This window comes from Affinundibacterium flavidum (genome assembly GCF_014284175.1).
GTDB classification, from domain to species: Bacteria; Pseudomonadota; Gammaproteobacteria; order Burkholderiales; family Burkholderiaceae_D; genus Undibacterium; species Undibacterium flavidum.
Genome location: NZ_JACOGA010000001.1, coordinates 388675 through 413374, shown reverse-complemented (window position 1 = coordinate 413374; position 24700 = coordinate 388675). Strand labels below are relative to the sequence as shown.

At 45.3% G+C, this 24700-nt stretch carries 24 protein-coding genes; 14 read left to right on the top strand and 10 right to left on the bottom strand.

Going from position 1 to position 24700, the window contains the following annotated elements; genetic code table 11:
- Window positions 1-13: 13 nt before the first annotated feature.
- Window positions 14-568 (bottom strand): transcription elongation factor GreB, encoded by a 555-nt coding sequence (greB, locus tag H8K55_RS01830; RefSeq protein WP_186940298.1) that lies wholly within the window; start codon window positions 566-568, stop codon window positions 14-16.
- Window positions 569-875: 307 nt separating this feature from the next.
- Here greB and H8K55_RS01825 point away from each other — a divergent pair, with 307 nt between their 5' ends.
- Complete coding sequence (locus H8K55_RS01825) at window positions 876-1523, top strand: response regulator (protein ID WP_186940297.1); 648 nt, start codon at window positions 876-878, stop codon at window positions 1521-1523.
- Between the two features lie 91 nt (window positions 1524-1614).
- Complete coding sequence (locus H8K55_RS01820) at window positions 1615-3282, top strand: GGDEF domain-containing protein (RefSeq protein WP_186940296.1); 1668 nt, start codon at window positions 1615-1617, stop codon at window positions 3280-3282.
- Between the two features lie 127 nt (window positions 3283-3409).
- On the opposite strand, the gene H8K55_RS01815 is transcribed toward H8K55_RS01820, so the two are convergent.
- The 8 genes from H8K55_RS01815 to H8K55_RS01780 form a co-directional block, all read right to left on the bottom strand.
- A complete protein-coding gene (locus H8K55_RS01815; RefSeq protein WP_186940295.1) occupies window positions 3410-4159 on the bottom strand; it encodes a cephalosporin hydroxylase family protein in 750 nt (249 codons plus the stop codon).
- An 8-nt stretch (window positions 4160-4167) separates the two neighbouring features.
- Window positions 4168-4983: an NAD-dependent epimerase/dehydratase family protein gene (locus H8K55_RS01810; protein ID WP_222612307.1), complete on the bottom strand. Its 816-nt coding sequence runs from the start codon at window positions 4981-4983 to the stop codon at window positions 4168-4170.
- Window positions 4980-5468, bottom strand: a complete 489-nt coding sequence (locus H8K55_RS01805) for an acyltransferase (RefSeq protein WP_186940293.1) — start codon at window positions 5466-5468, stop codon at window positions 4980-4982. Before H8K55_RS01805 ends, H8K55_RS01810 begins: the two co-directional genes overlap by 4 nt.
- Before the next feature lie 22 nt (window positions 5469-5490).
- Window positions 5491-6711 carry a class I SAM-dependent methyltransferase gene (locus H8K55_RS01800; protein ID WP_186940292.1) on the bottom strand — a complete coding sequence of 407 codons (1221 nt, stop codon included), beginning with the start codon at window positions 6709-6711 and terminating at the stop codon, window positions 5491-5493.
- Window positions 6708-7277: a dTDP-4-dehydrorhamnose 3,5-epimerase family protein gene (locus H8K55_RS01795; RefSeq protein ID WP_186940291.1), complete on the bottom strand. Its 570-nt coding sequence runs from the start codon at window positions 7275-7277 to the stop codon at window positions 6708-6710. Before H8K55_RS01795 ends, H8K55_RS01800 begins: the two co-directional genes overlap by 4 nt.
- A gap of 81 nt (window positions 7278-7358) precedes the next feature.
- On the bottom strand, window positions 7359-8426 hold the full coding sequence (gene rfbG, locus H8K55_RS01790; protein WP_329604983.1) for a CDP-glucose 4,6-dehydratase: 1068 nt from the start codon (window positions 8424-8426) through the stop codon (window positions 7359-7361).
- A complete protein-coding gene (rfbF, locus tag H8K55_RS01785) occupies window positions 8423-9193 on the bottom strand; it encodes a glucose-1-phosphate cytidylyltransferase (RefSeq protein WP_186940290.1) in 771 nt (256 codons plus the stop codon). Before rfbF ends, rfbG begins: the two co-directional genes overlap by 4 nt.
- Window positions 9190-11394: a tetratricopeptide repeat protein gene (locus H8K55_RS01780; RefSeq protein WP_186940289.1), complete on the bottom strand. Its 2205-nt coding sequence runs from the start codon at window positions 11392-11394 to the stop codon at window positions 9190-9192. Before H8K55_RS01780 ends, rfbF begins: the two co-directional genes overlap by 4 nt.
- Window positions 11395-11832: 438 nt before the next feature.
- On the opposite strand from H8K55_RS01780, the gene H8K55_RS01775 reads away from it, so the two are divergent.
- From H8K55_RS01775 to H8K55_RS01740, 8 genes are all read left to right on the top strand, one after another.
- Window positions 11833-13323: a flagellin N-terminal helical domain-containing protein gene (locus H8K55_RS01775; protein WP_186940288.1), complete on the top strand. Its 1491-nt coding sequence runs from the start codon at window positions 11833-11835 to the stop codon at window positions 13321-13323.
- 93 nt (window positions 13324-13416) lie between these two features.
- Window positions 13417-13791, top strand: a complete 375-nt coding sequence (locus H8K55_RS01770; RefSeq protein ID WP_186940287.1) for a flagellar protein FlaG — start codon at window positions 13417-13419, stop codon at window positions 13789-13791.
- 265 nt (window positions 13792-14056) lie between these two features.
- The gene (gene fliD / locus H8K55_RS01765) at window positions 14057-16072 is read left to right on the top strand and encodes a flagellar filament capping protein FliD (RefSeq protein WP_186940286.1); all 2016 of its coding nucleotides are present in this window, start codon (window positions 14057-14059) and stop codon (window positions 16070-16072) included.
- A gap of 12 nt (window positions 16073-16084) precedes the next feature.
- Window positions 16085-16558: a flagellar export chaperone FliS gene (gene fliS / locus H8K55_RS01760; protein WP_186940285.1), complete on the top strand. Its 474-nt coding sequence runs from the start codon at window positions 16085-16087 to the stop codon at window positions 16556-16558.
- Window positions 16559-16561: 3 nt separating this feature from the next.
- Window positions 16562-16897, top strand: a complete 336-nt coding sequence (locus tag H8K55_RS01755; RefSeq protein ID WP_186940284.1) for a flagellar protein FliT — start codon at window positions 16562-16564, stop codon at window positions 16895-16897.
- 3 nt (window positions 16898-16900) lie between these two features.
- Complete coding sequence (gene fliK, locus H8K55_RS01750; RefSeq protein ID WP_186940283.1) at window positions 16901-18214, top strand: flagellar hook-length control protein FliK; 1314 nt, start codon at window positions 16901-16903, stop codon at window positions 18212-18214.
- Entirely contained in the window at window positions 18201-18518 is a 318-nt protein-coding gene (locus tag H8K55_RS01745; protein ID WP_186940282.1) for an EscU/YscU/HrcU family type III secretion system export apparatus switch protein, read from the top strand. The genes fliK and H8K55_RS01745 overlap by 14 nt, the downstream gene beginning before the upstream one ends.
- Window positions 18519-18526: 8 nt before the next feature.
- Window positions 18527-19288 carry a flagellar brake protein gene (locus H8K55_RS01740; RefSeq protein ID WP_186940281.1) on the top strand — a complete coding sequence of 254 codons (762 nt, stop codon included), beginning with the start codon at window positions 18527-18529 and terminating at the stop codon, window positions 19286-19288.
- Window positions 19289-19359: 71 nt separating this feature from the next.
- Here H8K55_RS01740 and fliE read toward each other — a convergent pair whose 3' ends face one another.
- Window positions 19360-19668 carry a flagellar hook-basal body complex protein FliE gene (gene fliE / locus H8K55_RS01735; protein ID WP_222612319.1) on the bottom strand — a complete coding sequence of 103 codons (309 nt, stop codon included), beginning with the start codon at window positions 19666-19668 and terminating at the stop codon, window positions 19360-19362.
- A gap of 250 nt (window positions 19669-19918) precedes the next feature.
- Here fliE and fliF point away from each other — a divergent pair, with 250 nt between their 5' ends.
- From fliF to fliI, 4 genes are read left to right on the top strand one after another with little or no spacing between them, the layout of a single operon-like run.
- Window positions 19919-21619 carry a flagellar basal-body MS-ring/collar protein FliF gene (gene fliF / locus H8K55_RS01730; RefSeq protein WP_186940279.1) on the top strand — a complete coding sequence of 567 codons (1701 nt, stop codon included), beginning with the start codon at window positions 19919-19921 and terminating at the stop codon, window positions 21617-21619.
- Window positions 21612-22607, top strand: coding sequence for a flagellar motor switch protein FliG (gene fliG / locus H8K55_RS01725; protein ID WP_186940278.1), 996 nt, complete (start codon window positions 21612-21614; stop codon window positions 22605-22607). The genes fliF and fliG overlap by 8 nt, the downstream gene beginning before the upstream one ends.
- Window positions 22600-23283 carry a flagellar assembly protein FliH gene (locus H8K55_RS01720; RefSeq protein WP_186940277.1) on the top strand — a complete coding sequence of 228 codons (684 nt, stop codon included), beginning with the start codon at window positions 22600-22602 and terminating at the stop codon, window positions 23281-23283. The genes fliG and H8K55_RS01720 overlap by 8 nt, the downstream gene beginning before the upstream one ends.
- Window positions 23280-24671: a flagellar protein export ATPase FliI gene (fliI, locus tag H8K55_RS01715; RefSeq protein WP_186940276.1), complete on the top strand. Its 1392-nt coding sequence runs from the start codon at window positions 23280-23282 to the stop codon at window positions 24669-24671. The genes H8K55_RS01720 and fliI overlap by 4 nt, the downstream gene beginning before the upstream one ends.
- The last annotated feature ends 29 nt before the right edge of the window (window positions 24672-24700 follow it).

Below are 24700 nucleotides of genomic sequence, written 5' to 3'. Positions count from 1 at the left end.
TGGATTAATTCGTTTAGGTCTTCGACGGATATTGCACATCGAGAATCACCAACTCATCACTACCGTGCGGCGTTCTTAAGGTAACCGCATCCCCCACTCTGGCTTTGGTTAATGCGCGGGCGACTGGTGAAATCCAACTAATCTTGCCATTCAATGGATCAAATTCATCGACGCCGACTATCCTGATGGTCGTCACTTCACCATCCTGATTTTCATATTCAACAGTTGCACCAAAAAATACCTGATCCGAACCATGATGTACGCTAGGATCAACGATTTCCGCCAAGTCTAATCGCTTCGTCAAGAAGCGAATTCGTCTATCAATTTCACGCAAACGTCGCTTACCATAAATGTAATCACCATTTTCGGAGCGGTCACCATTCGATGCCGCCCATGACACGATTTTGACAACTTCCGGGCGGTCGTTATCGATCAAATTCAGTAGTTCAGTTTTCATGCGGTGATGACCTTCGGGCGTCAAATAATTCTTCACGCCAGCAGGAATTGGTGGCGCACCGAACTCCTCTTCATCATCTTGATCGCTCTCTTTTACAAATGCTTTACTCATCTTGTGCGCACATCCCAAACAAAAAATCAAATTAGAGTTTGATTTTACTCTCTTCGTGCGCGAGCTAGAGAAAGATCGATGATCTGGCAACTGTAGTGCTATCACCAATACAAAAAGCAGATCCTCATTCGCTTATTCTCGGTCCGCTAACCAACATCAATGTTCCAAATGAAAATCTCACTAGAGAAAATTACAGACACATCATGCCAGGCACTTTATTTCCTTGGTGCATCATGCAATAATGACTCGCTAAGGGCGCACCAACCTGCCCGCCCATCCTTGAATTGAATAGTCAGAAAGACCTGGAATGACTGAAGAAGCCCGCATCAAATTACTCCTAGTAGATAATCATCCTGTAGTCCGTGCGGGGATACAGCATTTTTTACGAGATGCAATGGACATACAAGTAGTTGCCGAAGCAAACAGTGGTCAAGAAGCACTAAAAATTGCACGTCAAATTGAAGTTAGTATGATACTCATTGAAATTGCGTTAAATGATCGTAATGGTATCGATATCTTAAAGCAGATAAAACGTGAATTTCCTGACATCGCAGTCATCGTCTATTCCTCTCATCGCGAAGACCAATACGCCATTCGTGCGCTGAAGGCTGGCGCAGCGGGTTTTCTCAACAAGCATGCTAGCGAAACGGAACTGATTAATGCGATCAAACAGGTCGCTTCAGGACTCAAATTTATCAGCCCGGAACTTGCGCAGGAGATGGCAAACAATCTCAATAATGAGCATGCAAACGAACCTCACAAGACCTTGTCCGACCGTGAATATCAAACGATGATCATGATCGCCTCGGGTAAAAGTGTTAGCGATATTGCGAAAGAACTATCTTTATCCGTCAAGACAATTAGCGAATATCGCTCCAGAATCTTATTGAAGATGAAATTACGCCACAACGCAGAACTAACTCATTATGCAATTAAGAACGAACTGGTAGAATAAGTTTTCAAGCATGGTCGCCTACACAGAATAATGCTAAAAGCCATGCTTGATCAAACGTCTCTATTTCATTGATTTTTGCTGAAAGCGTATCATGTCCGATAAGCAAAACACGACGCCACCTAAGTCTCCCACCGACATTGCTCGTGAAACTTTTAAACGCCTCGCATTAGAACGTGTCGCCCCAACACCTGAAGCTTATCGAAAAATCTATGTAGAAATCTCTGGCGATGCAGGGGATGAAACCGCGAGAGTTGAAGTTCCACAACTACCAACGGCAGAACAAATCTCGCCCTCAGAAGCGGAAAATTTGTTGATCGATTTCGCTAAATCATTACAAAAATCAAGTGGTGAATTAGCAAGCTTTGGACACCGATTCGGGCGTGCATCCAGTACAAAAAATTGGGGTGATTACGCAAAAGCACTCAATGAACTTGCTGACAAAGTGACTGCAAAACCGAGCCCAGCAAATTCCATCAATTTGGTCGACCCTCTGCCAGCGGCAGCACCTGCCCCAGCGAAAAAAATCTCACTAGTAGACGATGAAGGCAGTCCAAGTCAAAAAGAAGCAATACTGAAAGATCTTCTCTTTAGAACATTGAGTATGGCGCTGGCATCATTGCTTAAAACGACACCTCAACTAGCTGAAGAATCCGAGTCTATTAGCCAGGCAATTAAAGTCGCGGCGAATGAATCAGAGCTTAATCATATAGGAGCACGGCTCAAACAGCTGTGCTTTCAAATTGAGTTAAAAAGCGGCGATACTGCCGAACAACAAGAGCTACTACTTCGCCTTTTTGCGCTCTTGTTAGAAAACGTCAGGGAACTGCTCGACGATGACAACTGGTTGCGTGGGCAAATTGAAGTTGTACAAAACCTGATCGCAGGCCCCATCGACCATCGTGCGCTACAGGAAGCCACGCGTAGTTTGAAAGACGTCATTTATAAACAAGGTGTGCTAAAACATAGCTTGGCCGAATCTAAAACATCGGTTAAAAATATGATGGCGACATTTATTGATCGCTTGGATGTGATGACTAGTTCCACATCTAACTATCAACAAAAAATCGATCAATACTCACTCAGAATTAGCAATACCCGTGATTTGAATGAAGTTGAAAATATTATTCACGGCATCTTGAATGAGACACAAACTATTCAAAGCGAAGCAAGTAGATCACAACAGATCATGTTGGCAGCGCAAAAGGAAGTAAAAGAAGCGGAAGTAAGAATTAAGGAATTGGAAGATAAATTAGCGCAAATGAGTGAATTGGTGAGAGAAGATCAACTCACCGGCAGCTTAAATCGTCGCGGTTTAGATGACGTATTTGAACGTGAAGCAGATCGTGCAGATCGCCGCGGCACGCCTATGTGCGCAGCCATGTTAGATCTCGACAATTTCAAAAAATTAAATGATACCCATGGTCACGCCGCTGGTGACGAGGCGCTCATCCATGTCGTCCGTATCGTCAAGCAAACCTTAAGATCCATCGACGTCATTGCACGTTATGGTGGCGAGGAGTTTTTGATTGTCATGCCAGAAACTAGCCTGGAAGAAGCCGCCCGCGCAATGACACGGGTGCAGCGAGAATTGACGACGCACTTCTTCACCGCAAATGATCAACGCTTGTTCATCACATTCAGCGCTGGTGTTGCGCTGCGCGCTCCGCATGAGGAACAAGAATCGGTTGTGAAACGTGCAGATAAGGCGATGTATGAAGCGAAGAAATCTGGGAAAAATCGGGTGATTACTGCGAAGTAATTCAACTCTATTTCGACTTCATCACGATTCAACTCAAAGTAAGTTGACGACGAACTCCACAAAAAAAGCGGCATCACTGCCGCTTTTTAACTATCAAACTACACACCTAATCATCTTTTTATTTATATTAAGCTATGCGCTTCAAAAAACCATCCGGTGCGACAGTAATCTGTAACTTGTGATGCATGTTTTTATCAATCACAAACTCTGAGTGCGATTCCAAATAGGTATGCACCGCTGTCTTTGGGCTATTACCCGGGCTCCACGGACGATTATCGAATACGTCTGCGGGAACATCCTCAACAAAGGTATCAAACACAACGCAGTAGCTATCCTTACTGACTAAACCCGCGTAGGCATTCAATTCTGCCAGCACGTGCTCGTGCGTATGATTTGAATCCAAAAAGACTAAGACTTTCTTTTTATCTTTGACCAAATCACGCACCTTTGCGACGATATCATCTGCCACGCTAGACCCTTGCAGCATCGTGATCCGTTTGGACATAGGATGCTGTAATATCGCTTCGCGATTATGTTCACGGATATCGATATCAATCCCGATCACAAAAGCTTCTGTGTTTCCGCCGCAAGCAGCATTCAATTCCAGCAAAGAGGCGGAATAAATAATCGATCCACCATGCGCAATGCCAGTCTCAATAATGACATCAGGTTGCACCGTCCAAATCAGTTCTTGCATCGCCATCATGTCGATAGGGTTTTGAATAATCGGCCGACCTAACCACGAAAAATTGTAGACGTATTGGCGGCGCATGCTTTGCTCTAACCAATCTCTCGATTGTTTTTGAAATTCGACATCTTGTGCCAAAGCCTCTACGCGTGCTTCTCGCTCTTTTTCGAACTGCTGTATTGGATTCATCTTCGAATTCATATTGCCTCGCCATAATGTTGAAGGAGACTTGGTAAGTCCTGTACCAAATCACAAGTTCTGTTGCCAAATTTTGCTTCTAATTTTTGTGTCTCTATGCGCGGAAATTTTATTAAGGGAGCGTTCGCTTCAAATTCACAAGTCACACCAACTTTCATCAAAGAATCGGCGATCATTCGATTCGAAACATTCACACCTGAAGCCAGATTAAAAATACCATTACAACTGTCTAAGGCAATACGGGGTAAGGCGGCAACGACATCACGCACAGAAATATAATCTTTTTCAGATTCTGGTGCGCTACGAAATCGCACATGTTTATCTCGAGTTGCGGCGCTTAATATTTCGGCCAAAAAATTTTGTTCGGGCATCTGCAAACCATAAACGTTGGACAATCGGACGATACGCACTGAGCGTCCACTCTGCAGACACAAGCTCTCGCCCATTAATTTAGAGAGATTGTAAAGATCTCCCGCAACGCCAGGATTTACTAATAATGATGCACTTTCAGAAGTCGACGCTGCATCTGCATAAACCCGCGTACTAGATAAATAAGTCAATGAATCAAACTTGGCAGACTTTAACCACTGCCCTAAGTAACTGACATGCGCTTCCACCGTATCAAATGGGCGTTCGCGAAAATCAGCGGTTAAACCTGCACAATAAAAAACATGCCCTAAATGTCGCGTAGGTATCTCTTTATCTGTTCTAGGAATCAGCTCGCAAGACCAAGCAGCGGCGCGCAAATAAGCATCCAAGTGACGTCCGACGAACCCATGTCCGCCGACCAACGTCGCTTGCCGCTGCACACTCATTCTCTCCACCCTATCCGTTTTAGTGGATTACCGGCCTGAATCGAGTAAGCGGGAATTTCACCTCGCACCAACGATCCGGCGCCAATCACACAACCAGTTCGCAATATCGCGCCGTCAAGAATCACCACATTCGCCCCTATCCACACATCATCTTCGATCACGATACCGCCACGACTTGGCAAGAAGCCTTGCTGATTAATTCGACGCGATTTATCTTTATACGCATGGTTCACAGGTGCGAACGTACAATTAGCTGCAATCGCAACATCATTGCCAATCTGTATGCCGTTCCCTGTGTACAGAACACAACCAGAATTAATCACAGTTCGCTCACCAATGATTAAGTCCCCACTTCCACCGGCAGGTTTGATCTTCACAAAACTATCCAAGCTAGCATACGCCGCAATCACGATACGAGTGCCACGTATCGAATCTTCGATATCGGCTAGTTTGGATACTTTAGCAAGTGGATGAATGACAATCAAGGCGCATACTCCCTATCCATCTTCAAAAAATTCTCAATTGCGGAATCGCAATCACAAACTGCGCACCCCACTCACGTACAAAAGATAATTCTTGCGTGATTTCCCGTTCCAAATTCCACGGAAAAATAATAATTCGATCCGGACGCTGTTGCTTTAAATGCGCGATATCAACGATAGGCGCTCGACTACCTGGTAAGTATTTACCCTGCTTTTGTGGATTTTTATCAACCACAAATTGCATTAGATCTGTGCGTATGCCTGCAAAATTTAAAAAGGTATTTCCTTTCGCTGCCGCACCATAGGCCGCAACCGTCAAACCATCGCGCTTAAATTGAATCAATTGCTCCAACAAAGCATATTTAGCGCGCTCAGCATTACTTTGAAATCCCAAATAAAAATCTCGACCTAACATGCCAGCCTTTTTCTCTTGCTCCAAGCAGTCTGCAACGCGTTCAGACATTGTATGGTGCGTGCCGGTTTGAGCATAGACGCGTAAGCTGCCGCCATGTGTATTTAATTGCTCGACATCGAACACACGCAAACCATTCGCTTCAAAAATCTTTTTCACTGCCGTCAGAGACAAATACGAATAATGCTCATGGTAAGCCGTGTCAAATTGGTTCAACTGCACCATATTCAATAAATGCGGGAATTCAAAAGTCGCAACCCCAGTCGGTTTTAATAGGCAAGCAAACCCACGCACAAAATCATTAATATCTGGCACATGCGCAAGCACATTATTTGCGGCGATCAAATCGGCTTGTTTCCCTTGCTCACGTAAATGACTTCCCAGTGCTTCTCCGAAAAATTCTTCGATAATTTCTATGCCGCGCTGCTTCGCCACAGCCGCAGTGCTGGTCGTTGGTTCAATACCGTAGCAAGGGATGCCCCTTGCCCTTACATACTGAAGAAGATAACCATCGTTAGCCGCAATTTCTACCACCAAACTTTCAGCGTTCAATGAGAAACGCTCCTGCATTGCCTGCACATAGGTTTGCGCATGCGCCAGCCAGGAACTGGAATACGAACTAAAGTAGGCGTAGTCTTCGGTGAACAAAGATTCGCGTTGCGCGAAATCTTCCGTTTGCACCAAGAAACACGACTCACACAATAACAGTCGCAACGGGAAATAAGATTCAGGTAAAGAGAGTTGCGCTTGTGTTAAATACGAATTAGAAGGCGGCGCAGTGCCTAGATCCAAACAGGCAACATCAAGCTGACTTGAGCAATGGCGACATTTCAAAGTTTAACTCCTTCAAAATCTTCTGTGAGAAAAGCAAAGGCAAGATCACGTTCTGATCTTTGCATAATCGGCAATGGCCACTGTAACTGCAAACACGGATCTACAATATTTAAACCTGCTTCACTCTGTGGCGCATAGACCGCACTGTGGCAATAAAACATATCGACGTTGTCGCTTAATGTTTGAAATCCATGTGCGCATCCCGGAGGAATTAATACACTACGATGATTTTGCTCTGACAATTCGATCGTAACATGCTGCAAGAAGCTCGGTGATCCATGTCGTAAATCGACCACGACGTCCCACACTGCGCCACGAAAACATGACACCAATTTACTCTCAGCAAATGGTGGCAATTGATAATGCAAACCCCGCACCACCCCCTGCTGCGCGGTAAAGCTGTGATTTACTTGTGCGATGCCATTACGCCAACCTAAGTCTTGAACCGTCTCAGTGCAATACATGCGTTCAAAAAAACCTCGTGTGTCTCCACGTTGAATACGCTCAATCACGTATAAGCCCTGAATGGTAGTTGCCTGACTCTGTAATCCGCTACTTGGGGTCACATTAATTCCCTTTGCTTCATTCAATCAAGATTTCATCGCTTTAAGTAGATTATTCAACGACTTTTAGCGACTCACTAATCTCTATATAGTGGCTAAATAGGCCTGTATATCTGCTACGCACAAGGCGCGTGCATCGGCACCATCCAAATAAGCCTTATACCATTGCATACTCTTATTAATCGCTTGTGCCAATTGCCAGCGCGGGCGTATACCTAATTGAGTTTGGGCTAAGCCAGTATCAAGATGCAATAAGTTTGCTTCATGCGGCCCTTCAATTAACTCAGCAAAATCTGTAGTGCCATATCCAAACGCCGTTTGTGCATGTTCAATGACTTCGCGCACACTTACTGCATCGGCGGCATCGGGGCCAAAATTGTAAGCTTGCCCTAACTCAGTTTGTGCACACATCTTTTGTGCCAAAATCAGGTAAGCGCACAAGGGCTCCAACACATGCTGCCAAGGCCGAACCGCATCTGGTCGTCGAATCTCTAAAGTTTGATTATTTTTCCACGCGCGTACCGCGTCGGGAATTAAGCGATCTGCAGACCAATCACCGCCACCGATGACATTACCAGCTCTCGCAGTCGCAACACCAAGGTGCTGCAAAAAACATTGCCTATAACTAGACACCAAAATTTCGCATGCAGCCTTACTCGCGCTATAGGGATCATGACCACCTAAATGATCACCTTCTTGATATGAGTGCCCGGTCTCATTATTTTTATACACTTTATCCGTCGTCACGATCACCATCGATTTGATTGAGGCTTGCGTTCTGGCAGCTTCTAATAAATTCAAAGTTCCGACAAAATTACTCGTCATGGTGCCGACAGGATCAGCATAACTTTGCCTGACCAAAGCTTGAGCTGCAAAATGTAAAACGATCTCTGGCTGCGCTCTTTGCAGCCATACTTTCAATGCTTCGACATCGCGAACGTCACCAATCTGACTATCAATAAGGTCTGCGACTTTCGCACCAGAAAACAAATCGGGCGTCGTTGTAGGTGCCAAGGCATAGCCATACACCTGCGCACCTAGCTGCGTGAGCAATAAGGCCATCCAACTTCCTTTGAAGCCAGTATGCCCCGTCAGCGCCACACGGCGCCCGCGCCAAAACTCTGGATCGGGATTGACGAATTCGGAATTCACCAGCATTTCCACGGCGCTCTCCCACTTTGCCACAAATCTTCCAGCATATTTTTCTCGCGCAACGTATCCATAGGCTGCCAAAAACCTGAATGCTCAAATGCCATCAATTCCTGACTGCTGGCGAGACTAGCTAAAGGTTCAGATTCCCAGCTAGTCGAATCTTCTGCAATTAAATCAATCACTTTAGGCGACAATACAAAGAAACCGCCATTGATCCAGCCACCATCGCCACGCGGTTTTTCGATAAAACCTTTTACGAAGTCGCCATCACGTTCCAGCGCACCAAAGCGCCCAGGCGGCAATACCGCCGTCACGGTCGCTAACTTTCCGTGTTGTTTATGGAATGCTAATTGCTCCGTAATATTCACATCCGACAAACCATCACCGTAGGTGAAGCAAAACGCTTCTTCGTCTTTCAAATACTGTGCCACGCGCTTTAAGCGTCCACCTGTCATCGTATCTTCACCAGTGTCTACCAAAGTGACGCGCCAAGGTTCGGCGTGATGTTCATGCACCTCAACCTGATTGGTTTTCATATCAAAAGTGACATCTGACATGTGCAAGAAATAATTCGCAAAATATTCTTTGATCAGATAACCCTTGTAACCGCAACAAATCACAAACTCATTTACGCCATGCGCGGAATAGGTCTTCATGATGTGCCAAAGGATAGGATGTCCGCCAATGTCGATCATAGGCTTAGGTTTCAAATGCGTCTCTTCGGAAATCCGGGTTCCCAATCCACCTGCTAAGATCACTGCTTTCATGCTGCACCTTTCTCACAATAGATTTGCCACATTTGACGATAGGCTTTTTCCACAGATCGTGCAAACGCATCTTCATTCATTAACATCGATGCTTCCATTTCTTGCCGCATGGTTTTGCGCATTTGGATCAAGCCATCGACATCATGCGCCAAGATAATCGCTTTTTGCGCATACTCTTCTTCAGTTGTTGCAATCCATTCCGGTCGTCCCATTCCCATTAAGACGCTAGAACCGATACGTCCGACAGGCGGCCTGTCCTGTAAGGTGACGAATGGAATACCCATATACAAGGTTTCCAACAAAGTCGTCCCCGAATTATGCGGGAAACAATCCAACCCTATATCAATACGCTTTAAGACTTCCCACGACGGCGAACTAAATCCAATATCCAGACGCGAGCGTTCAATACCATATTGCATAAAACGAGATGCCATCTCATCTTGCACCAGTGGGTCTTTAAAGTCACCGCTGTTAATGACCAAACGCGAATTGGGCATCGCATCTAAAATCGCCGCCCAAATTCGCACGACCCGATGATTAATCCTGGTAGTTCGCGACAAACTACCAAACGTGACAATACCGGTTTGACTAACAGGTGAATCATTTAACACAGCCAAACGCGTATCGGGTCGGTAGACATAGGCTGGTCCGTCCAAGCGCCAGATTTTTTCTGAAAACAAATGATCACAATCATCAGTGACGCTTGGGCTATCGGTCATAAAGTAGTCAACTGCACTCAATCCAGTGGTGTAACCATATTCTAGCCAGTGCAAAGAAACAGGCGCTGGTTTCTGCGCAAAAATCATCAGACGATTAGAGTTAGTATGCCCTGATACGTCTATCAAAATATCAATTCCATCGGCACGAATTCTTTCCGCCGCCTCGTCATCGGTCATACTGCGAATAGGTATCCAATGGTCGACAATTTTCTTATAGTGTCCGGTCACTTCATCTTCAAATGGAATTTGCGCATAGGCAAAGATCTCGACCTGACTTCGATCATGTTTTTCCAGCAAGGGAATCAAGAAGTATTTGCAAACTTGATTATAGAAAGACTGGCAAACATAGCCGATCTTCAACTTTCGCCCCGGTGTTTTATCATTACTAAAAGGCAGCCACTTGTCTTTTAGTTGAATCGCAAACCGTTGATCAAATTCACGATACGCATTGAAAATCACTTCTGCCGACAAATCAGGATGATAATTTAGACAAAATAAAATGTTGGTATAGACTTTTCGATTGAAAGTCGAATGTTCGTCGGTTCTAAAGGATACCGCCTGTATATAAGTCTCAATAGCAGCATCAAGATATCCGCCATCTCGTAGCGCGTCACCATAAGCCGCCCAAATCTCTGGAATTTGGTCATTTAATTGAAGTGCACTATTACTACAGTCGATTGCTTGCCGGATTTGCCCAGCATGTCGATATGCTTCAATGAGATTAGGGTAAACCTGATGCAAATCGGGTTGAATCTGTAAAGCCTGTTGATAAACCTCAATCGCCGACTCACATCGATCCAAGGATCGGTACGTCAACCCCAAGTTGTTATATAAATAGGCCATCTCCGGCGCTAATTTTATCGCCTTAGAAAAACTCTCAATTGCTTCTTCATATCTACCTAGAAAGCGATACGCATTGCCGAGATTGTTATAGGCAGTTGCCATGTCTGGGGCTAATGCAACAGTACGCTGCAAAATCTCCAATGACTCAGCACAACGCTCCAAGGAAGTTAACGAACAGGCCAGGTTATTTAATACGTGCGGATTATTCGGCAGAATTTTTGCTGCGTGTGAAGCCGCGTCGTATGCTGCCTCATACTTCTGCTGTTCCAAATACGCAATCGACAAGTAATCCCAAGCGATCCCGTCTTTGGGACGTAAATTGACCAACCAACGACTTGCTTGCTCTAGAAGCGCATACGATTTGCGGGTAACGAATCGATTCAAGATGGTGTAATACGCCTTCGAATCAATCACCATCTTGTGCGAAATTGAAAAAGCCTTTTGCAAATGCGCGATCGCATCTTCGTCCTGGTCGCAATTAAAATAGATTTTGGACAATAGCAGGTGTGCTTCTTCATTGAGAGGAAAGCGTTGAATCACGCGCAAAGCGGCTTGCCTGGCGTCTTCCAATTTGCCCGCCTTTACGAAAGACTGTGCTTCACGCATCACTGCCTTCGGATCAAAACCAGATTTACTCATCGCAGATACTTTCGCTTTTGGGTTAGTTATAGAGGCTTGGTCATAAAGACTTAGCTATCTTTTACCAGTTAATCTTCAAAATCACAATTCACGAGACAATCTGAACAACATACAGATACACAATCAACCTTCCAAAATAAACCTTCAAAAACAGAAATTATCGATTTTTTAGTATTTTACAAACAAATATTCGAGCCGAATCGCCTAAAAAGAAGTGAAAAAATTGTTCAAATCAGGGCTTAAGTATTTTTAAAAGCTGTCGTCTAACGGAACAACAAAAAAAACTTAAGCACAAAAAATAATATTTATTTTGAGCAATTTCCTCAATTTTTTAAAATACCGCCCGTTACCTGATTCAACGACGGTGCAATGGTCAATAAGACAGACCGAAGTTCAAGCTAAACGTCGAGTTGAATTAACCAAGTTAGGAGAACCATCATGGCTTCATATATCAATACCAATATCGCGTCTTTAAATGCACAACGCAATTTATCGACATCACAAAGTTCATTAAACACATCCTTGCAACGTTTGTCTTCTGGCTTGCGTATCAATAGCGCAAAAGACGATGCGGCAGGTTTGGCGATTTCTGAACGTATGACTTCACAAATCGGCGGCTTGAATCAAGCTGCTCGTAATGCAAACGACGGTATCTCTCTCGCTCAAACAGCTGAGGGTGCGTTAAGCCAAATCGGTTCTAACTTACAACGTATTCGTGACTTGGCAGTTCAATCTGCCAACGGTTCAAACAGCGTTTCTGACCGTGCAGCCTTGAATAACGAAGCTTCCCAGTTGATCTCTGAGATTAACCGCGTTGCTAGCAACACTAACTTCAACGGTGTTAATCTGTTGGATGGTTCTTTCTCTGCTCAAACTTTCCAAGTTGGTGCTGACGGTACAGCAAACGATCAAATCAGTATCGCTTCTATCGCTAGCGCAAAATCATCTGCTTTAGGTGTAGGTGCATCTTCTAGCTACGCAACCACGGTTGCCGGTGCTGGTGCAGTAACCACGACAGCTTTGGCTGCTGGCGACCTCTCTATTAACGGTTTCCAAGTTGGCGCATCTGCTGCAGACGGTGTTTCTTTCTCAAATTCCACAGGTAGCGGTATCTCCAAAGCTGCTGCAATTAACGCAATTAGTGGTAGCACAGGCGTGACAGCGACTGTTGGCTCGACCGCAGTCGCAGGTACTGCATCAACATCTGCAACCGCTATCGCTTCTGGCGACATCACTATCAACGGCGTAAATTTGGGTGCATTGTCTGCATCTACATCTGGCGCACAACGTGGTGCTCAAGTTGCTGCTGCGGTAAATGCAATTAGCTCACAAACGGGTGTTTCTGCAACTTTCAATACAACAACTGGTGCAGTTGCGCTGGCTGCTGCTGACGGTCGCAACATCACAATCACTGCAAGCACTAATGCTGCCGCTGCCGCTGCAAACACAGGTATCACGGTATCTGCAACTGGCGCAACAGACGTATCTACTTCAACGTTGAGCCTGACATCTACTAGCTCTGCTGGTATTACTTTGGCAAACGGTACAGGTACTGGTTTGACTGCTGCTAACTTAACTGGTGGCTTCACTTCTGCCACGGTTACAGTAGGTGCAGGTGTATCCTCACTGAACTTGGGTACCGCAGCAGGGGCGACCGCGGCATTAACCACCATTGATGCAGCGTTGCAATCAATCAATAGCTCACGTGCGTCTTTAGGTGCTTACCAAAACCGCTTCTCATCAGCTGTTGCAAGCTTGCAAACGAACTCTGAAAACTTGTCAGCATCACGTAGCCGTATCCGTGACGCAGACTTCGCATCAGAAACTGCAACATTGACTCGTGGTCAAGTGTTACAACAAGCAGGTACAGCGATCTTGGCACAAGCAAATGCGTTACCACAAGGCGTATTGGCTCTGTTGAGAGGTTAAGAAATAATGTAGTTCAACACATTATTCATTGATGTAGACTGTCCCCTGCCCAAGTTTTTTTGGTCAGGGGAATTTTACTTAAAGGAAAAGATCATGGACATTCAATCGATAGGCAGAAATTCGCCATCCGGATCACTGATCGCAGATAAACTTCCGCCCCCGCCTTCCACAGCAATCGCCAGTACGCAAAATGCGACTGCAACAGAAACAACAACTGCAGTAACTCAAGCTGCGAGATCTCCAACTGCAAGTGAAATCAACAAAGCTGTAAGCGATATCAATAAGATCGTACAGGCAAGCTCACAGAATCTTGAATTCACGGTAGATAGTGAAGCCAACGAAGTCGTCGTCAAGGTTGTCGATCAACAGACAAAAGAAGTGTTACGGCAGATTCCTACCGAGGAAGCGCTGGAAATTGCGAAATCACTGGACAAGTTACAGGGTCTTCTCATCAAGCAGGAAGCCTGAACTACCAGATCAAACTCATCCATGCTCACGGTTGATGTTTCCGTTGATAGCTACCTTGGATAGTTAGCTTTGATAGTTATCGTTGACAGTCGCAGCTAATAATTAGCAAAAATCAGCAATAGTCAACAATAGTTAGCGCTAACAACTGTAGTTAATAGCATCTCAATCATGCAAGATGAAAATAGATAGGTAAATGCCCCTCTAAAGTCTGATTTGCTTTTGCCGTTAACTTGTATAGTAACGATACTTACAAAAGGGGAACGTGGTGGGCATACAATCAACCGGAGTTGGCTCCAACCTAAATGTCAATGACATCATCACTAAGCTGATGCAGGTGGAAAGTCAGCCGTTAACGTCCCTTGCTAAGAAAGAAGCGAGTTATCTTGCAAAATTAACTGCTTATGGCACATTAAATGGTGCGCTCAGCTCGTTTCAAAGTAGTTTTGTTGGATTAAATAGTACTGCAGCATTTCAAAATCTCACAGCTAATGTTGGAGATGCAACTATCTTGAGCGCAAGCACGACCAGTGTTGCGACGGCTGGCAATTACAATATTAATGTCACACAACTGGCAAAAGCGCAGACAATTTCAAGCGCAGGCCAAGTCAGCACCACAAATACGATCGGCACTGGTGCAACAAGTACAATTTCATTTCAATTTGGCACCATCAGTGGAGGCACACTTAGCAGTGGAGTCTATTCTGGAGCCACTTTTACGCAAGACGCCAATCAAGCGATCGGCACAGTTACCATCGACAGCTCTAACAATTCATTGCAAGGTATTCGCGACGCGATCAATGCCGCTGCGAAAGGCGTTACTGCATCAATCGTTGGAGATGGATCAGCGACTCCCTATCACCTCGTTTTAAGCTCGAACAAGACTGGCTTAACCTCAAGCCTAAAAATCGATGTTACAGGCGATGCCACATTACAGTCTTTGCTCAATTACAATCCAGCCGGCACACAAAATCTCACCGAAACAACAACAGGTCAAAACGCCAATCTGACGATTAATGGCATTAGCATTACAAGTACGTCGAATACGGTGAATGATGCGGTACAAGGCACTGCCATTACCTTAGCAAAAGTTGGCAGCACGACTCTGGCGCTGAGCAATAACACAGCAGGTGTGCAAAATGCGATCAGCACTTTTGTCAAAGGTTACAATGATCTTCAGTCGACCTTCAAGTCACTCACAGGTTTTGATTCATCGACAAAAAAAGGTGGCGTACTCACTGGCGATGCAGCTGCGCGCGGCGCACAGACTCAGGTGCGAAATGCCTTATCGTCCGCAGTAAATGGTTTAGGTGGGAATATTACGACACTATCGTCGATCGGCATCAGTTTTCAAAAAGACGGCACATTAAGCGTTGACTCAACAAAATTGCAAGCCGCCATCAATAATAACTTCAAAGAAATCAGCGGCTTGTTCGCCACCATAGGCAAAGCGACGGACAGCTTGGTCAGCTATAGCACCGCGACCTCCGCGACGACACAGGGCAGCTACGCTCTCAACGTATCTGCTTTAGCAACCCAAGGCAGTCTCACTGGCGATCTCGATCTGACGGCTGGGAGCACAACGATTGATCCTAGCACCAGCATTAACGTCACCATCGATGGCACTTCCGCTGCGGTATCGCTGGCCGCTGGCACTTACACCTCAAGTCAACTAACGACTTTGTTGCAAACTTCTATTAACGGAACCACTGCGTTTTCCAATGCTGGAATCAAAATTTCTGCAGCGACCACGGGTGGTGGTTTTTTGAAATTAACATCCAATAGCTATGGCAGCACCTCAAATATTGCATTAACGAACGGAACGGGGACCACCATTTCTGCGCTGACTGGCACCATCTTTAGTGGCAATGCTGGCACCAATGTTACGGGGTCATTCAATGGTGTTTCTGCAGTAGGTGCTGGACAATTCCTTACAGGCACAGCGGGATCCGCAGCAGATGGCTTAAAAGTAGTGATTGCTGGTGGATCTACGGGAGACCGGGGCACGGTTCATTTTTCCAAAGGTTACGCTAGCCAATTAAGTAGTTTATTTAGTTCTATCGTCGGTAGTGGCGGCAGCATCGCCAGCACTACCGATGGCGTGAATCGCAGCATTAAAGATATAGGCAAGCAACGTGACATATTAAACAGTCGCCTGATTGATACTGAGGCACGCTATCGCGCGCAATTTACGGCGCTCGATAGAATCGTGAGTGGACTCAACAACACTAGTACTTTTCTCACTCAGCAACTTTCGGCATTAACTGGCAGTAGCAGCAAATAAAAAAGGATAGATATGTTTGGCTCTTCTAATTCACATGGCGCAAATGCCTACGCAAAAGTTGGTATTGAAACTGGTGTTATATCCGCTAGTCCGCACAAGTTAATTATTATGTTGTACGACGGTGCAATAACCTCACTGACCAATGCAACACAATTCATGAAAGACAATGACATACCAGCGAAAGGCCACTCGATTTCTAAGGCCATCGCCATCATTGAGACGGGCTTACGTGCAAGCCTCGATAAGAAAGCTGGTGGCGATATCGCTGCGAGTCTCGATGCGCTATACGAATATATGAGCAACCGTCTACTGCAAGCCAATCTGAATAATCAACCAGAAGGATTGATTGAAGTTCAAAACTTGCTTCGCGATTTGAAGTTCTCGTGGGAAGCCATTGCGCCAGTCACCAATCAAATGAGCGCAGAAGTACCGCCACCTCCTATTGATCCACTCGCGCCGCGCAGTGCAACTCTTTTTAAGGCATAAACCATGAATAGTTTTGAATTGATCGTTGTCTACGAAAAAGTCGCTCAGATCACCGCAGATATGCTGATAGCCGCACGTGCCAACGATTGGGAATTGTTAAGCCAATTAGAGAACAATTGCAGCGGTCACGTCAGCACACTAAAAGAATTTGAGGGGCCGACTGAATTACCTCTAGAATTAAAAACAAAAAAAATCGCCATCATTAAACAGATTCTTGCAGATGATCGTGCCATTCGTGAAATCACTGAACCATGGATGCAAAATCTTGCCAATTTAATGAAGAGTTCAAGTACTAGTCGCAAACTTTCGCAAAGCTATGGTGCCAATCAAATGAGATAGTGCATGTCCATTAATTTTCCGCGCTTAGATCCAAACCTGATTATCACTACGGGTGTTGAGGGTCCAACCACTATCAGGCCAATCGAGGCAATTAAACAAGATACGATACACAATCTTCGTCAAATTGGCATAGGAAAACAGATTCAGGGCGAGGTGTTAGCGAAATTACGCGACGGAAGCTTCATAGCACATGTGAATGGCACGCCAATGCGCTTGGCACTCCCAGCTGAAACACAAATTGGTGCGAGACTATCGCTCACACTATTACATTTGACACCACGACCTGTTTTCTTACTCAATGGCCAACATCAAGTTGCGCTACTCGGCACCGACCTACCGACAAAATCAAATAACGCTAAGCAGCAGAACTTCCCTGGCGGAATACTAGAAGCTGGCTCTGACAATTTACTGGAGTCAAATACAAATTCAGGACGACAACCGGGTGTACCGGTCACAAGAAATTTCTCATCACAAACAAATTCTGCGAAATCTGATCTGCAAGCATCATTGCCACTTGATGTCACATCAAATTTCATCGATCCAAAAAAATCCTTTGGCAGCGATGCTGCTAATGCATTTTCAGCAGCAGATAATGCCAGCTCAAAAACAGACCTCAGCACCGCAGGTCAAATAATCAACAAATTGCTGCAAGAAACCAGCCAAACGACAAAAGAACTCAGCATTAAGGGCAAGATGCCATTGCTATCGGCCGAGGCCATTGCCAGCACACCAAAATCAACACAATCAACACTGCCAGCACAGATATTGGAAACGCAGCTACGTCAGAATGTGCAACAGAGTGGATTGTTTTATGAATCACATGTGATCGATTGGGTGTTGGGTAAGAAAAGTATTGAAGAGCTCAAGACTGAGCCACAAGCACAAATTGCACTGAAATCAGAAGCATCAATCTTAACGGATAGCAACAATAGCGATCACGCGCAGTTGGCACAATTAATTCATCAGCAGTTGGATGTCCTTGAACACCAAAAGCTCTATTGGACTGGTGAACTGGCGTCAGGTATAGCTATGCAATGGAGCATAGAAGAATCCCCACCAGATTCTCAATCGTCCGTTGCAGAAAATCCAAATGAGCAACAGAAATGGCATAGTTATTTACGAGTTGAATTACCTAATCTCGGTACCGTCGCGGTCCATGTGAATTTGGCTGCTGGACAGCTACAACTCAATATACAAGGTGAGAACCTCACGACGATTCCTCTCTTGAAATCGCGTTTCCAATTGCTTAAAGAGGCAGTTGAAAATACTGGAACGCACATACAATCCATTTCGGTGCAGCATCATGAAAAACTCTGATCAACCAGTCAACAGTGCCGTTGCACTGAGCTATAGACAAGAGGACAAGGCGCCGAAAGTCGTCGCTAAAGGAAAAGGCTTGATTGCGGATGAAATCATCGCCCGTGCCAACGAGCATGGTGTATTTATTCATCAATCACAAGAATTAGTCAATTTGTTGATGAAAGTTGATTTAGATGACAACATCCCGCCTGCCCTGTATCGAGTTGTTGCAGAACTACTCGCTTGGCTATACCATATTGAGAACGAGCTAAGCGCAACTAAGATGCCTCCGCCCCCCTCCACTACAATAATCACAAGATAAGAAGTGCTATGCAAGCTACATTCCCGTCATTAGGAACAGAAAACCAAAGTCCATACCAAGTAGAATCAAGACGAGAAATTATCGCTTTGCTGCGTGGATTCAAAGAAAAAAATCAACTAATCAGTATGTACATCAATAATGGCGCCGAAGCTTTTATTACGTCGATACTTGATGTTGATGACACCAATAATACGGTCACGATTGACAGTGCTGCTAGCAACGAAGCGAACCAAAGGATAGTCGAAGCTTCACAAGTCTTTTTTGATGGTTTGTTGGATAAAATCAGTATTCAGTTTTCCTCTTCCAAGCTGCAAAAGTCCATATTTGAAAAGCGCCCAGCACTTCTGATGCCGATTCCCGTTAGTTTGATTCGCCTCCAAAGGCGTGAGAACTATCGCATCAATACGCCAATTTCCAATCCTATCAAATGCCAAATCCCACTTGAGGTGGATTCAAGCATGCAAACAGGAAAGTTTTCTTTGGTTGATATCAGCTGCGGAGGAATCGCGATATTAGATGACCAGCGATTGTTGAATATCTCGATTGGTACTCGTTACGCAGAGTGCCAAATAAGCATCGCTGGAATTGGTGTTCTTGACACCATGCTTGAAATTCGCAATTCGCAAGATCTGACTTTACTCAATGGACGAACCACGCGTCGCATCGGCTGTGAATTTGTCAATCTATCGAGCAAAGCATTAACGAATGTACAGCGCTACATCATGAACTTAGAGCGCGAACGCAATGCTAAAATGACTGGTATTAGCTAAGCTTGGTTGACCTCTATTTTGGTCAATCAACGCTAGTAAGTTTAATTTAAATTAAATTAAACTTACTTTCACTAAATCTGCATATTCATAATGTCATGATATGCACTTACCAGTTTATTTCTAACTTGCACCGTGGTTTGAAAAGAGATGCTGGCTTTTTGCATAGAGATCATCATGTCTGACATGCTGACGCTATCATCTCCCATTGCAAACTTTTGCCCCATCTGCTGCGATGACAATTGCGCTGCATTGACTTGATCTAAAGATGACTTTAAGGCATCTGCAAAGTCTAACTTAGGTGCTGCGGTCGCACCAGCTCGCGACAATTCGCCCGTGCCAGCCTCCATCTTGGTTGCCGCCGCCTTTAATTGTGCCACCATCGCATCAATCCGGCTTTTATCTATACCACCGATATTCACTTTAGCTCTCCGCTTTTTTCAGATGTAAGAAGCTTATCATCGGAAAAAAATTGCTTAAACCGAATAAGACGGGTGAAACTATGGTTTTTCTGCCCTTTAAATAAGAGAAAAAGGAACACAATCTGTACCAAGGAAAAAACCTTTACGGAAAACATCATGCAGCAAATGAAATTCAAATCGCAATTCGAATCGCAATTCATCAGGAGTGCACATGGCAACGGCAAATGACGCAACATTAACACCGCCAGCACCTGGATTATTTGGCATCCCACAGACACCTGGCGTGCGCAATATCATTTTAGCGGTCGGTGCCGCCATGACGATTGCAGTCATGGTAGGCGTCTGGATGTGGAGCCAAGCGCCCGATTATCGCGTGCTATTTTCAAATTTTAATGACCGGGATGGTGGCGCCATCGTCGCCTCGCTTCAACAATTAAATATCCCCTATAAGTATTCTGAAGGTGGTAGTGCCATTTTGGTACCAGCTGATCAAGTCCATGATGTACGCCTGAAACTTGCCGCACAAGGCTTGCCTAAAGGTGGCAATGTCGGCTTTGAACTGATGGAAAACCAAAAGCTTGGCATCTCACAATTTTTGGAACAAGTTAATTTTCAACGGGCATTGGAAGGCGAATTGGCGCGCTCTATCCAGGCAGTTTCGGCAGTTCAAACTGCGCGTGTTCACCTGGCAATTCCTAAAGCATCTGTGTTCATTCGCGAACAACAAAAACCTACGGCATCAGTATTATTGAATCTCTATCCAAGCCGAGTCTTAGATCAACAGCAAGTTAGCGCCATATTGCATTTAGTCGCCAGCAGCATTCCTGAGTTATCTGCAAAAAACGTCACGATTGTTGATCAAAACGGCAATTTGCTGTCCGACCCTAGCAAACAAGCCGCGAACAATAACTTGGATCCTTCGCAATTAAAGTATGTACAAGAGTTTCAGCAGAGCGTCGTCAAAAAGGTTGAATCGATTATTTCACCTATTGTTGGTTTGCAAAACGTGCGTGCTGAAGCGAGTGCAGATATTGATTTCTCTCGTAGCGAACAAGCCGCAGAAAGCTATCGCCCGAATTCACCACCAGAAACAAGTTCTATCCGTAGTCAACAGACCAGCGAAAGTTATGGCAAGTCCGCCGCAGCATCTGGTGTTCCGGGTGCCTTGAGCAACCAACCACCAGCACCCGCTACAGCGCCTATTACTGGCGCAGCGAACACCGCGACAACAGCGAATGCCAATGGTGGTGCGAGTGGTTTGTCGCAAAAAGATTCCACAGTGAATTTTGAAGTCGATAAAACCATTCGTTATACCCAACAGGCCATGGGTGGACTAAAGCGTTTATCGGTTGCGGTGGTGGTGAATTACAAAACCGAAGTCGATAAGTCTGGCAAGACGATTACACGTCCTCTGACCGAAATTGAAAAAACGCAAATTACCGACCTCGCCCGAGAGGCAATGGGATTTAGCAAAGAACGTGGCGACACTTTAAATGTGGTCAATAGCCCGTTCGCGGCACCAGAAAAAGTACAGGCCGAAGATATTCCACTATGGAAGCAAGCCGATGTGCTACAAACGGTAAAAGAAGTTGGAAAATATGTGGTCGGTGGTTTACTGTTAATGTATCTGTTCTTCGGCTACTTAAAACCGACGCTCAACAAATTGACGGGCAAAGATGCCGCGTCGATAAAGAAAGAAAAAGAGCGCCTGCGTAAAGAAGAGGAAGAAGAGGAAAGAAAACGCGTAGAAGAGGAAGAAGCTGCGATTGTCAATCTCAATCACGCAGCAGAAACACATCATAAACATCAACATTCAAGCTACGAAACCAATATGGATATGGCGAAACAACTCGCCTCCAGCGATCCAAAAATCGTAGCCAATGTTATTAAATCTTGGGTTAGCAATGAGTGAAGACGGCATACAAAAAGCGGCAACCCTGATGCTCGCACTTGGGGAAGATGGCGCGGCTGAGGTGATGAAGCATCTCGGCCCACGCGAAGTTCAAAAAATTGGTGCTGCGATGGCAGCGATAGGTGCCATTCCGCACGAAGCAATTGCCAAGGTACTTGAAGAGTTTCGCTCAGAAGCGGATCTCAGTTCCTCAGTCGGACTTGATTCCGATGAGTATATTCGCAATGTGTTAACCAAAGCTCTAGGAGACGACAAAGCGTCCTCATTACTCAATCGCATTCTGGGTGGAAAAGATGCAAGCGGTATAGAAAGCCTGAAATGGATGGATTCGGCTTCAGTCGCTGAATTGATTAAAAATGAACATCCGCAAATTATCGCCACCATTCTTGTCCATCTTGAAAGTGATCAGGCAAGTGAAATTTTGAACCACTTCAGCGAACGCTTGCGCAATGACGCCGTATTACGTATTGCGACTTTGGATGGTATTCAACCAACCGCTTTACGCGAGTTAAATGATGTACTGACCAAGCTACTGACAGGTAATGAAAGCCTGAAGAAAAAATCTATCGGTGGCGTTCGTGCCGCGGCTGAAATTCTTAACTTCATGAGTGGCGAAAACGAAGCATCGATTATGGAAAATCTGCGCAAGTATGATGGTGATATGGCAGAGAAAATCATGGATGAAATGTTTGTATTCGACAACATCCTCGAAATTGATGATCGCGGTATTCAATTACTCTTACGCGAAGTTCAATCCGATTCACTGATCATTGCGCTCAAAGGTGCGAATGCCGATATGCGTGAAAAGATCTTCAAAAATATGTCACAACGTGCTGCTGAAATGATGCGCGAAGATCTTGAATCAAAAGGTCCGGTGCGTTTATCCGAAGTTGAAGCTCAGCAAAAACAAATTCTATTGATCGTACGACGTTTGGCAGATGAAGGTCAAATCATGTTAGGCGCAAAAGGCGAGGATTCTTATGTCTAGTGCTCTACCAAAAGAGCAACAAACCGCTTTCCAACGATGGGAGATGACCTCGTTTGGCGATGCACGTCCAGCGCAAATTGAACGTGCGTCTCAGGCGGCCAAAGTAAGCTTGGCAGAAATTGCTGCAATTAAAGAGCAAGCACGCAATGAGGCTTACACGACCGCCTACAAAGAAGCCTATGCACTTGGTTATCAAGAGGGACAACAAGCTGGTGCGCTAGAGATGCAATCACAGTTAAGGGACGCACTTGAAACTCTCGAAGTATTGAAAGAAAATTTCAAACATCAATTGGCACAGGCACATAATGACATCGGGCAAGACCTTATAGCCCTGGCAGTTGATTTAGCCAGTGCCATGACTAAACACCAGTTCGAATACGATGCAGAATCAATCACAGCAATCGTGAAGGAATCAATTGAACTACTTCCGGTAATCCACCAGCCAGCACAAATTTTTTTGCACCCTGAAGATTTGCAACTAATAAAAAATCTATTGGGTGATGCATTAGAAAAAGATGGTTGGCGCTTGAACCAAGATTCCCACCTTACTCGTGGCGGATGCCGCATCGAGACTGCTCAAAATTTGATTGATGCTACGTATGAGACTCGTTGGGCGCGACTAAGCGCTGCGCTAACCATGCATCAACGAAGCGGACATGCCAAACACACATCATGAACGATTCGCTCTCGCCTCAGCTTTGGAAAGACCAATTCGCCAAAAGCACGCAAACATTAAAGCATGCGCAGAGTGAAAGCATTTCCGGACGCATCGTCAAAGTAACAGGTTTGGTGATGGAAGCGGTCGGCATCAAACTGCCGGTTGGAAGTAGTTGCATCATTCATTTGCAAAACGAAGTCAAAATTGAAGCTGAAGTGGTCGGCTTCGACGGTGATCGTCTATTTCTGATGCCTCAGAGTGATTTAGATGGTGTCATTCCCGGTGCGGCAGTATTCCCTGTCGCCGCACCCTCACATGCGGGTAGCGATTTACCCCATAGACGCAATGCGGATCGCACCAAACACTTGCCTGTCGGCGAAGAGCTGCTGGGGCGTGTCCTGGATGCAAACGGACGCCCGTTAGATTCACTAGGGCCACTCAATAGTCGTGCTAGTGCTCCACTCGGAGCGCGTATTTACAATCCATTGTCACGCGCTCCCATCAAAGAGAAATTAGATGTCGGCGTGCGTGCCATCAATAGTATGTTGACGGTAGGACGTGGGCAACGACTGGGTTTGTTCGCAGGTTCTGGCGTTGGTAAAAGTGTGTTGTTGGGCATGATGGCACGGTACACCACCGCGGATGTGATCGTCGTTGGCTTAATCGGCGAACGGGGTCGTGAAGTCAAAGAATTTATTGAAGAAATCCTCGGTGAAGACGGCTTAGCACGATCGGTTGTGGTCGCGGCACCGGCAGATGCGCCGCCCCTAATGCGTATGCAAGGTGCGGCTTATGCAACCACCATTGCAGAGTATTTTCGTGACCAAGACAAAAACGTCTTACTCATTATGGATTCACTCACCCGTTACGCAATGGCACAACGTGAAATTGCACTAGCGATTGGCGAACCGCCTGCGACAAAAGGTTACCCTCCTTCCGTCTTTGCCAAACTACCAATCTTAGTGGAACGTGCTGGGAATGGGCGTCTTGGTGGCGGATCAATCACCGCCTTTTATACTGTGTTAACTGAGGGTGACGATCAACAAGACCCCATTGCTGATGCCGCACGCGCCATCTTGGATGGGCACATCGTACTAAATCGAGTTCTGGCAGAAAGTGGGCATTACCCAGCGATCGATATTGAACAATCGATTAGCCGTGCCATGCATGGAATTACCTCACCAGAACATCAACGCCTATCACGCAAGCTAAAACAGCTCTATTCGCGCTATGAGCGCAGTCGTGACTTAATCAATGTTGGCGCGTATTCGGCGGGCTCTGATCCAGTTCTAGATGAAGCAATTCGAAAATATCCACAAATACAAGCTTTTCTACAACAAGAAATCTTTGAAAAATCTTCCATAACCGAGAGCTTAGAGGGACTTTCCGCTCTATTCGACGCTTAGAAAAAAGAGCTTTTCCGTAAAATAGAAGT

What these genes read in the sequence shown, in the direction of transcription:
- H8K55_RS01745 (WP_186940282.1), top strand. Translation starts at nt 18,201, where the DNA reads ATGAAAAACTCTGATCAACCAGTCAACAGTGCCGTTGCACTGAGCTAT.
- fliK (WP_186940283.1), top strand. Translation starts at nt 16,901, where the DNA reads ATGTCCATTAATTTTCCGCGCTTAGATCCAAACCTGATTATCACTACG.
- rfbF (WP_186940290.1), bottom strand. Translation starts at nt 9,193, where the DNA reads ATGAAAGCAGTGATCTTAGCAGGTGGATTGGGAACCCGGATTTCCGAA.
- fliE (WP_222612319.1), bottom strand. Translation starts at nt 19,668, where the DNA reads ATGGTGGCACAATTAAAGGCGGCGGCAACCAAGATGGAGGCTGGCACG.
- H8K55_RS01820 (WP_186940296.1), top strand. Translation starts at nt 1,615, where the DNA reads ATGTCCGATAAGCAAAACACGACGCCACCTAAGTCTCCCACCGACATT.
- fliI (WP_186940276.1), top strand. Translation starts at nt 23,280, where the DNA reads ATGAACGATTCGCTCTCGCCTCAGCTTTGGAAAGACCAATTCGCCAAA.
- fliS (WP_186940285.1), top strand. Translation starts at nt 16,085, where the DNA reads ATGTTTGGCTCTTCTAATTCACATGGCGCAAATGCCTACGCAAAAGTT.
- H8K55_RS01780 (WP_186940289.1), bottom strand. Translation starts at nt 11,394, where the DNA reads ATGAGTAAATCTGGTTTTGATCCGAAGGCAGTGATGCGTGAAGCACAG.
- H8K55_RS01815 (WP_186940295.1), bottom strand. Translation starts at nt 4,159, where the DNA reads ATGAATCCAATACAGCAGTTCGAAAAAGAGCGAGAAGCACGCGTAGAG.
- H8K55_RS01755 (WP_186940284.1), top strand. Translation starts at nt 16,562, where the DNA reads ATGAATAGTTTTGAATTGATCGTTGTCTACGAAAAAGTCGCTCAGATC.
- H8K55_RS01825 (WP_186940297.1), top strand. Translation starts at nt 876, where the DNA reads ATGACTGAAGAAGCCCGCATCAAATTACTCCTAGTAGATAATCATCCT.
- H8K55_RS01720 (WP_186940277.1), top strand. Translation starts at nt 22,600, where the DNA reads ATGTCTAGTGCTCTACCAAAAGAGCAACAAACCGCTTTCCAACGATGG.
- fliF (WP_186940279.1), top strand. Translation starts at nt 19,919, where the DNA reads ATGGCAACGGCAAATGACGCAACATTAACACCGCCAGCACCTGGATTA.
- greB (WP_186940298.1), bottom strand. Translation starts at nt 568, where the DNA reads ATGAGTAAAGCATTTGTAAAAGAGAGCGATCAAGATGATGAAGAGGAG.
- H8K55_RS01810 (WP_222612307.1), bottom strand. Translation starts at nt 4,983, where the DNA reads ATGAGTGTGCAGCGGCAAGCGACGTTGGTCGGCGGACATGGGTTCGTC.
- H8K55_RS01770 (WP_186940287.1), top strand. Translation starts at nt 13,417, where the DNA reads ATGGACATTCAATCGATAGGCAGAAATTCGCCATCCGGATCACTGATC.
- H8K55_RS01740 (WP_186940281.1), top strand. Translation starts at nt 18,527, where the DNA reads ATGCAAGCTACATTCCCGTCATTAGGAACAGAAAACCAAAGTCCATAC.
- fliG (WP_186940278.1), top strand. Translation starts at nt 21,612, where the DNA reads ATGAGTGAAGACGGCATACAAAAAGCGGCAACCCTGATGCTCGCACTT.
- H8K55_RS01775 (WP_186940288.1), top strand. Translation starts at nt 11,833, where the DNA reads ATGGCTTCATATATCAATACCAATATCGCGTCTTTAAATGCACAACGC.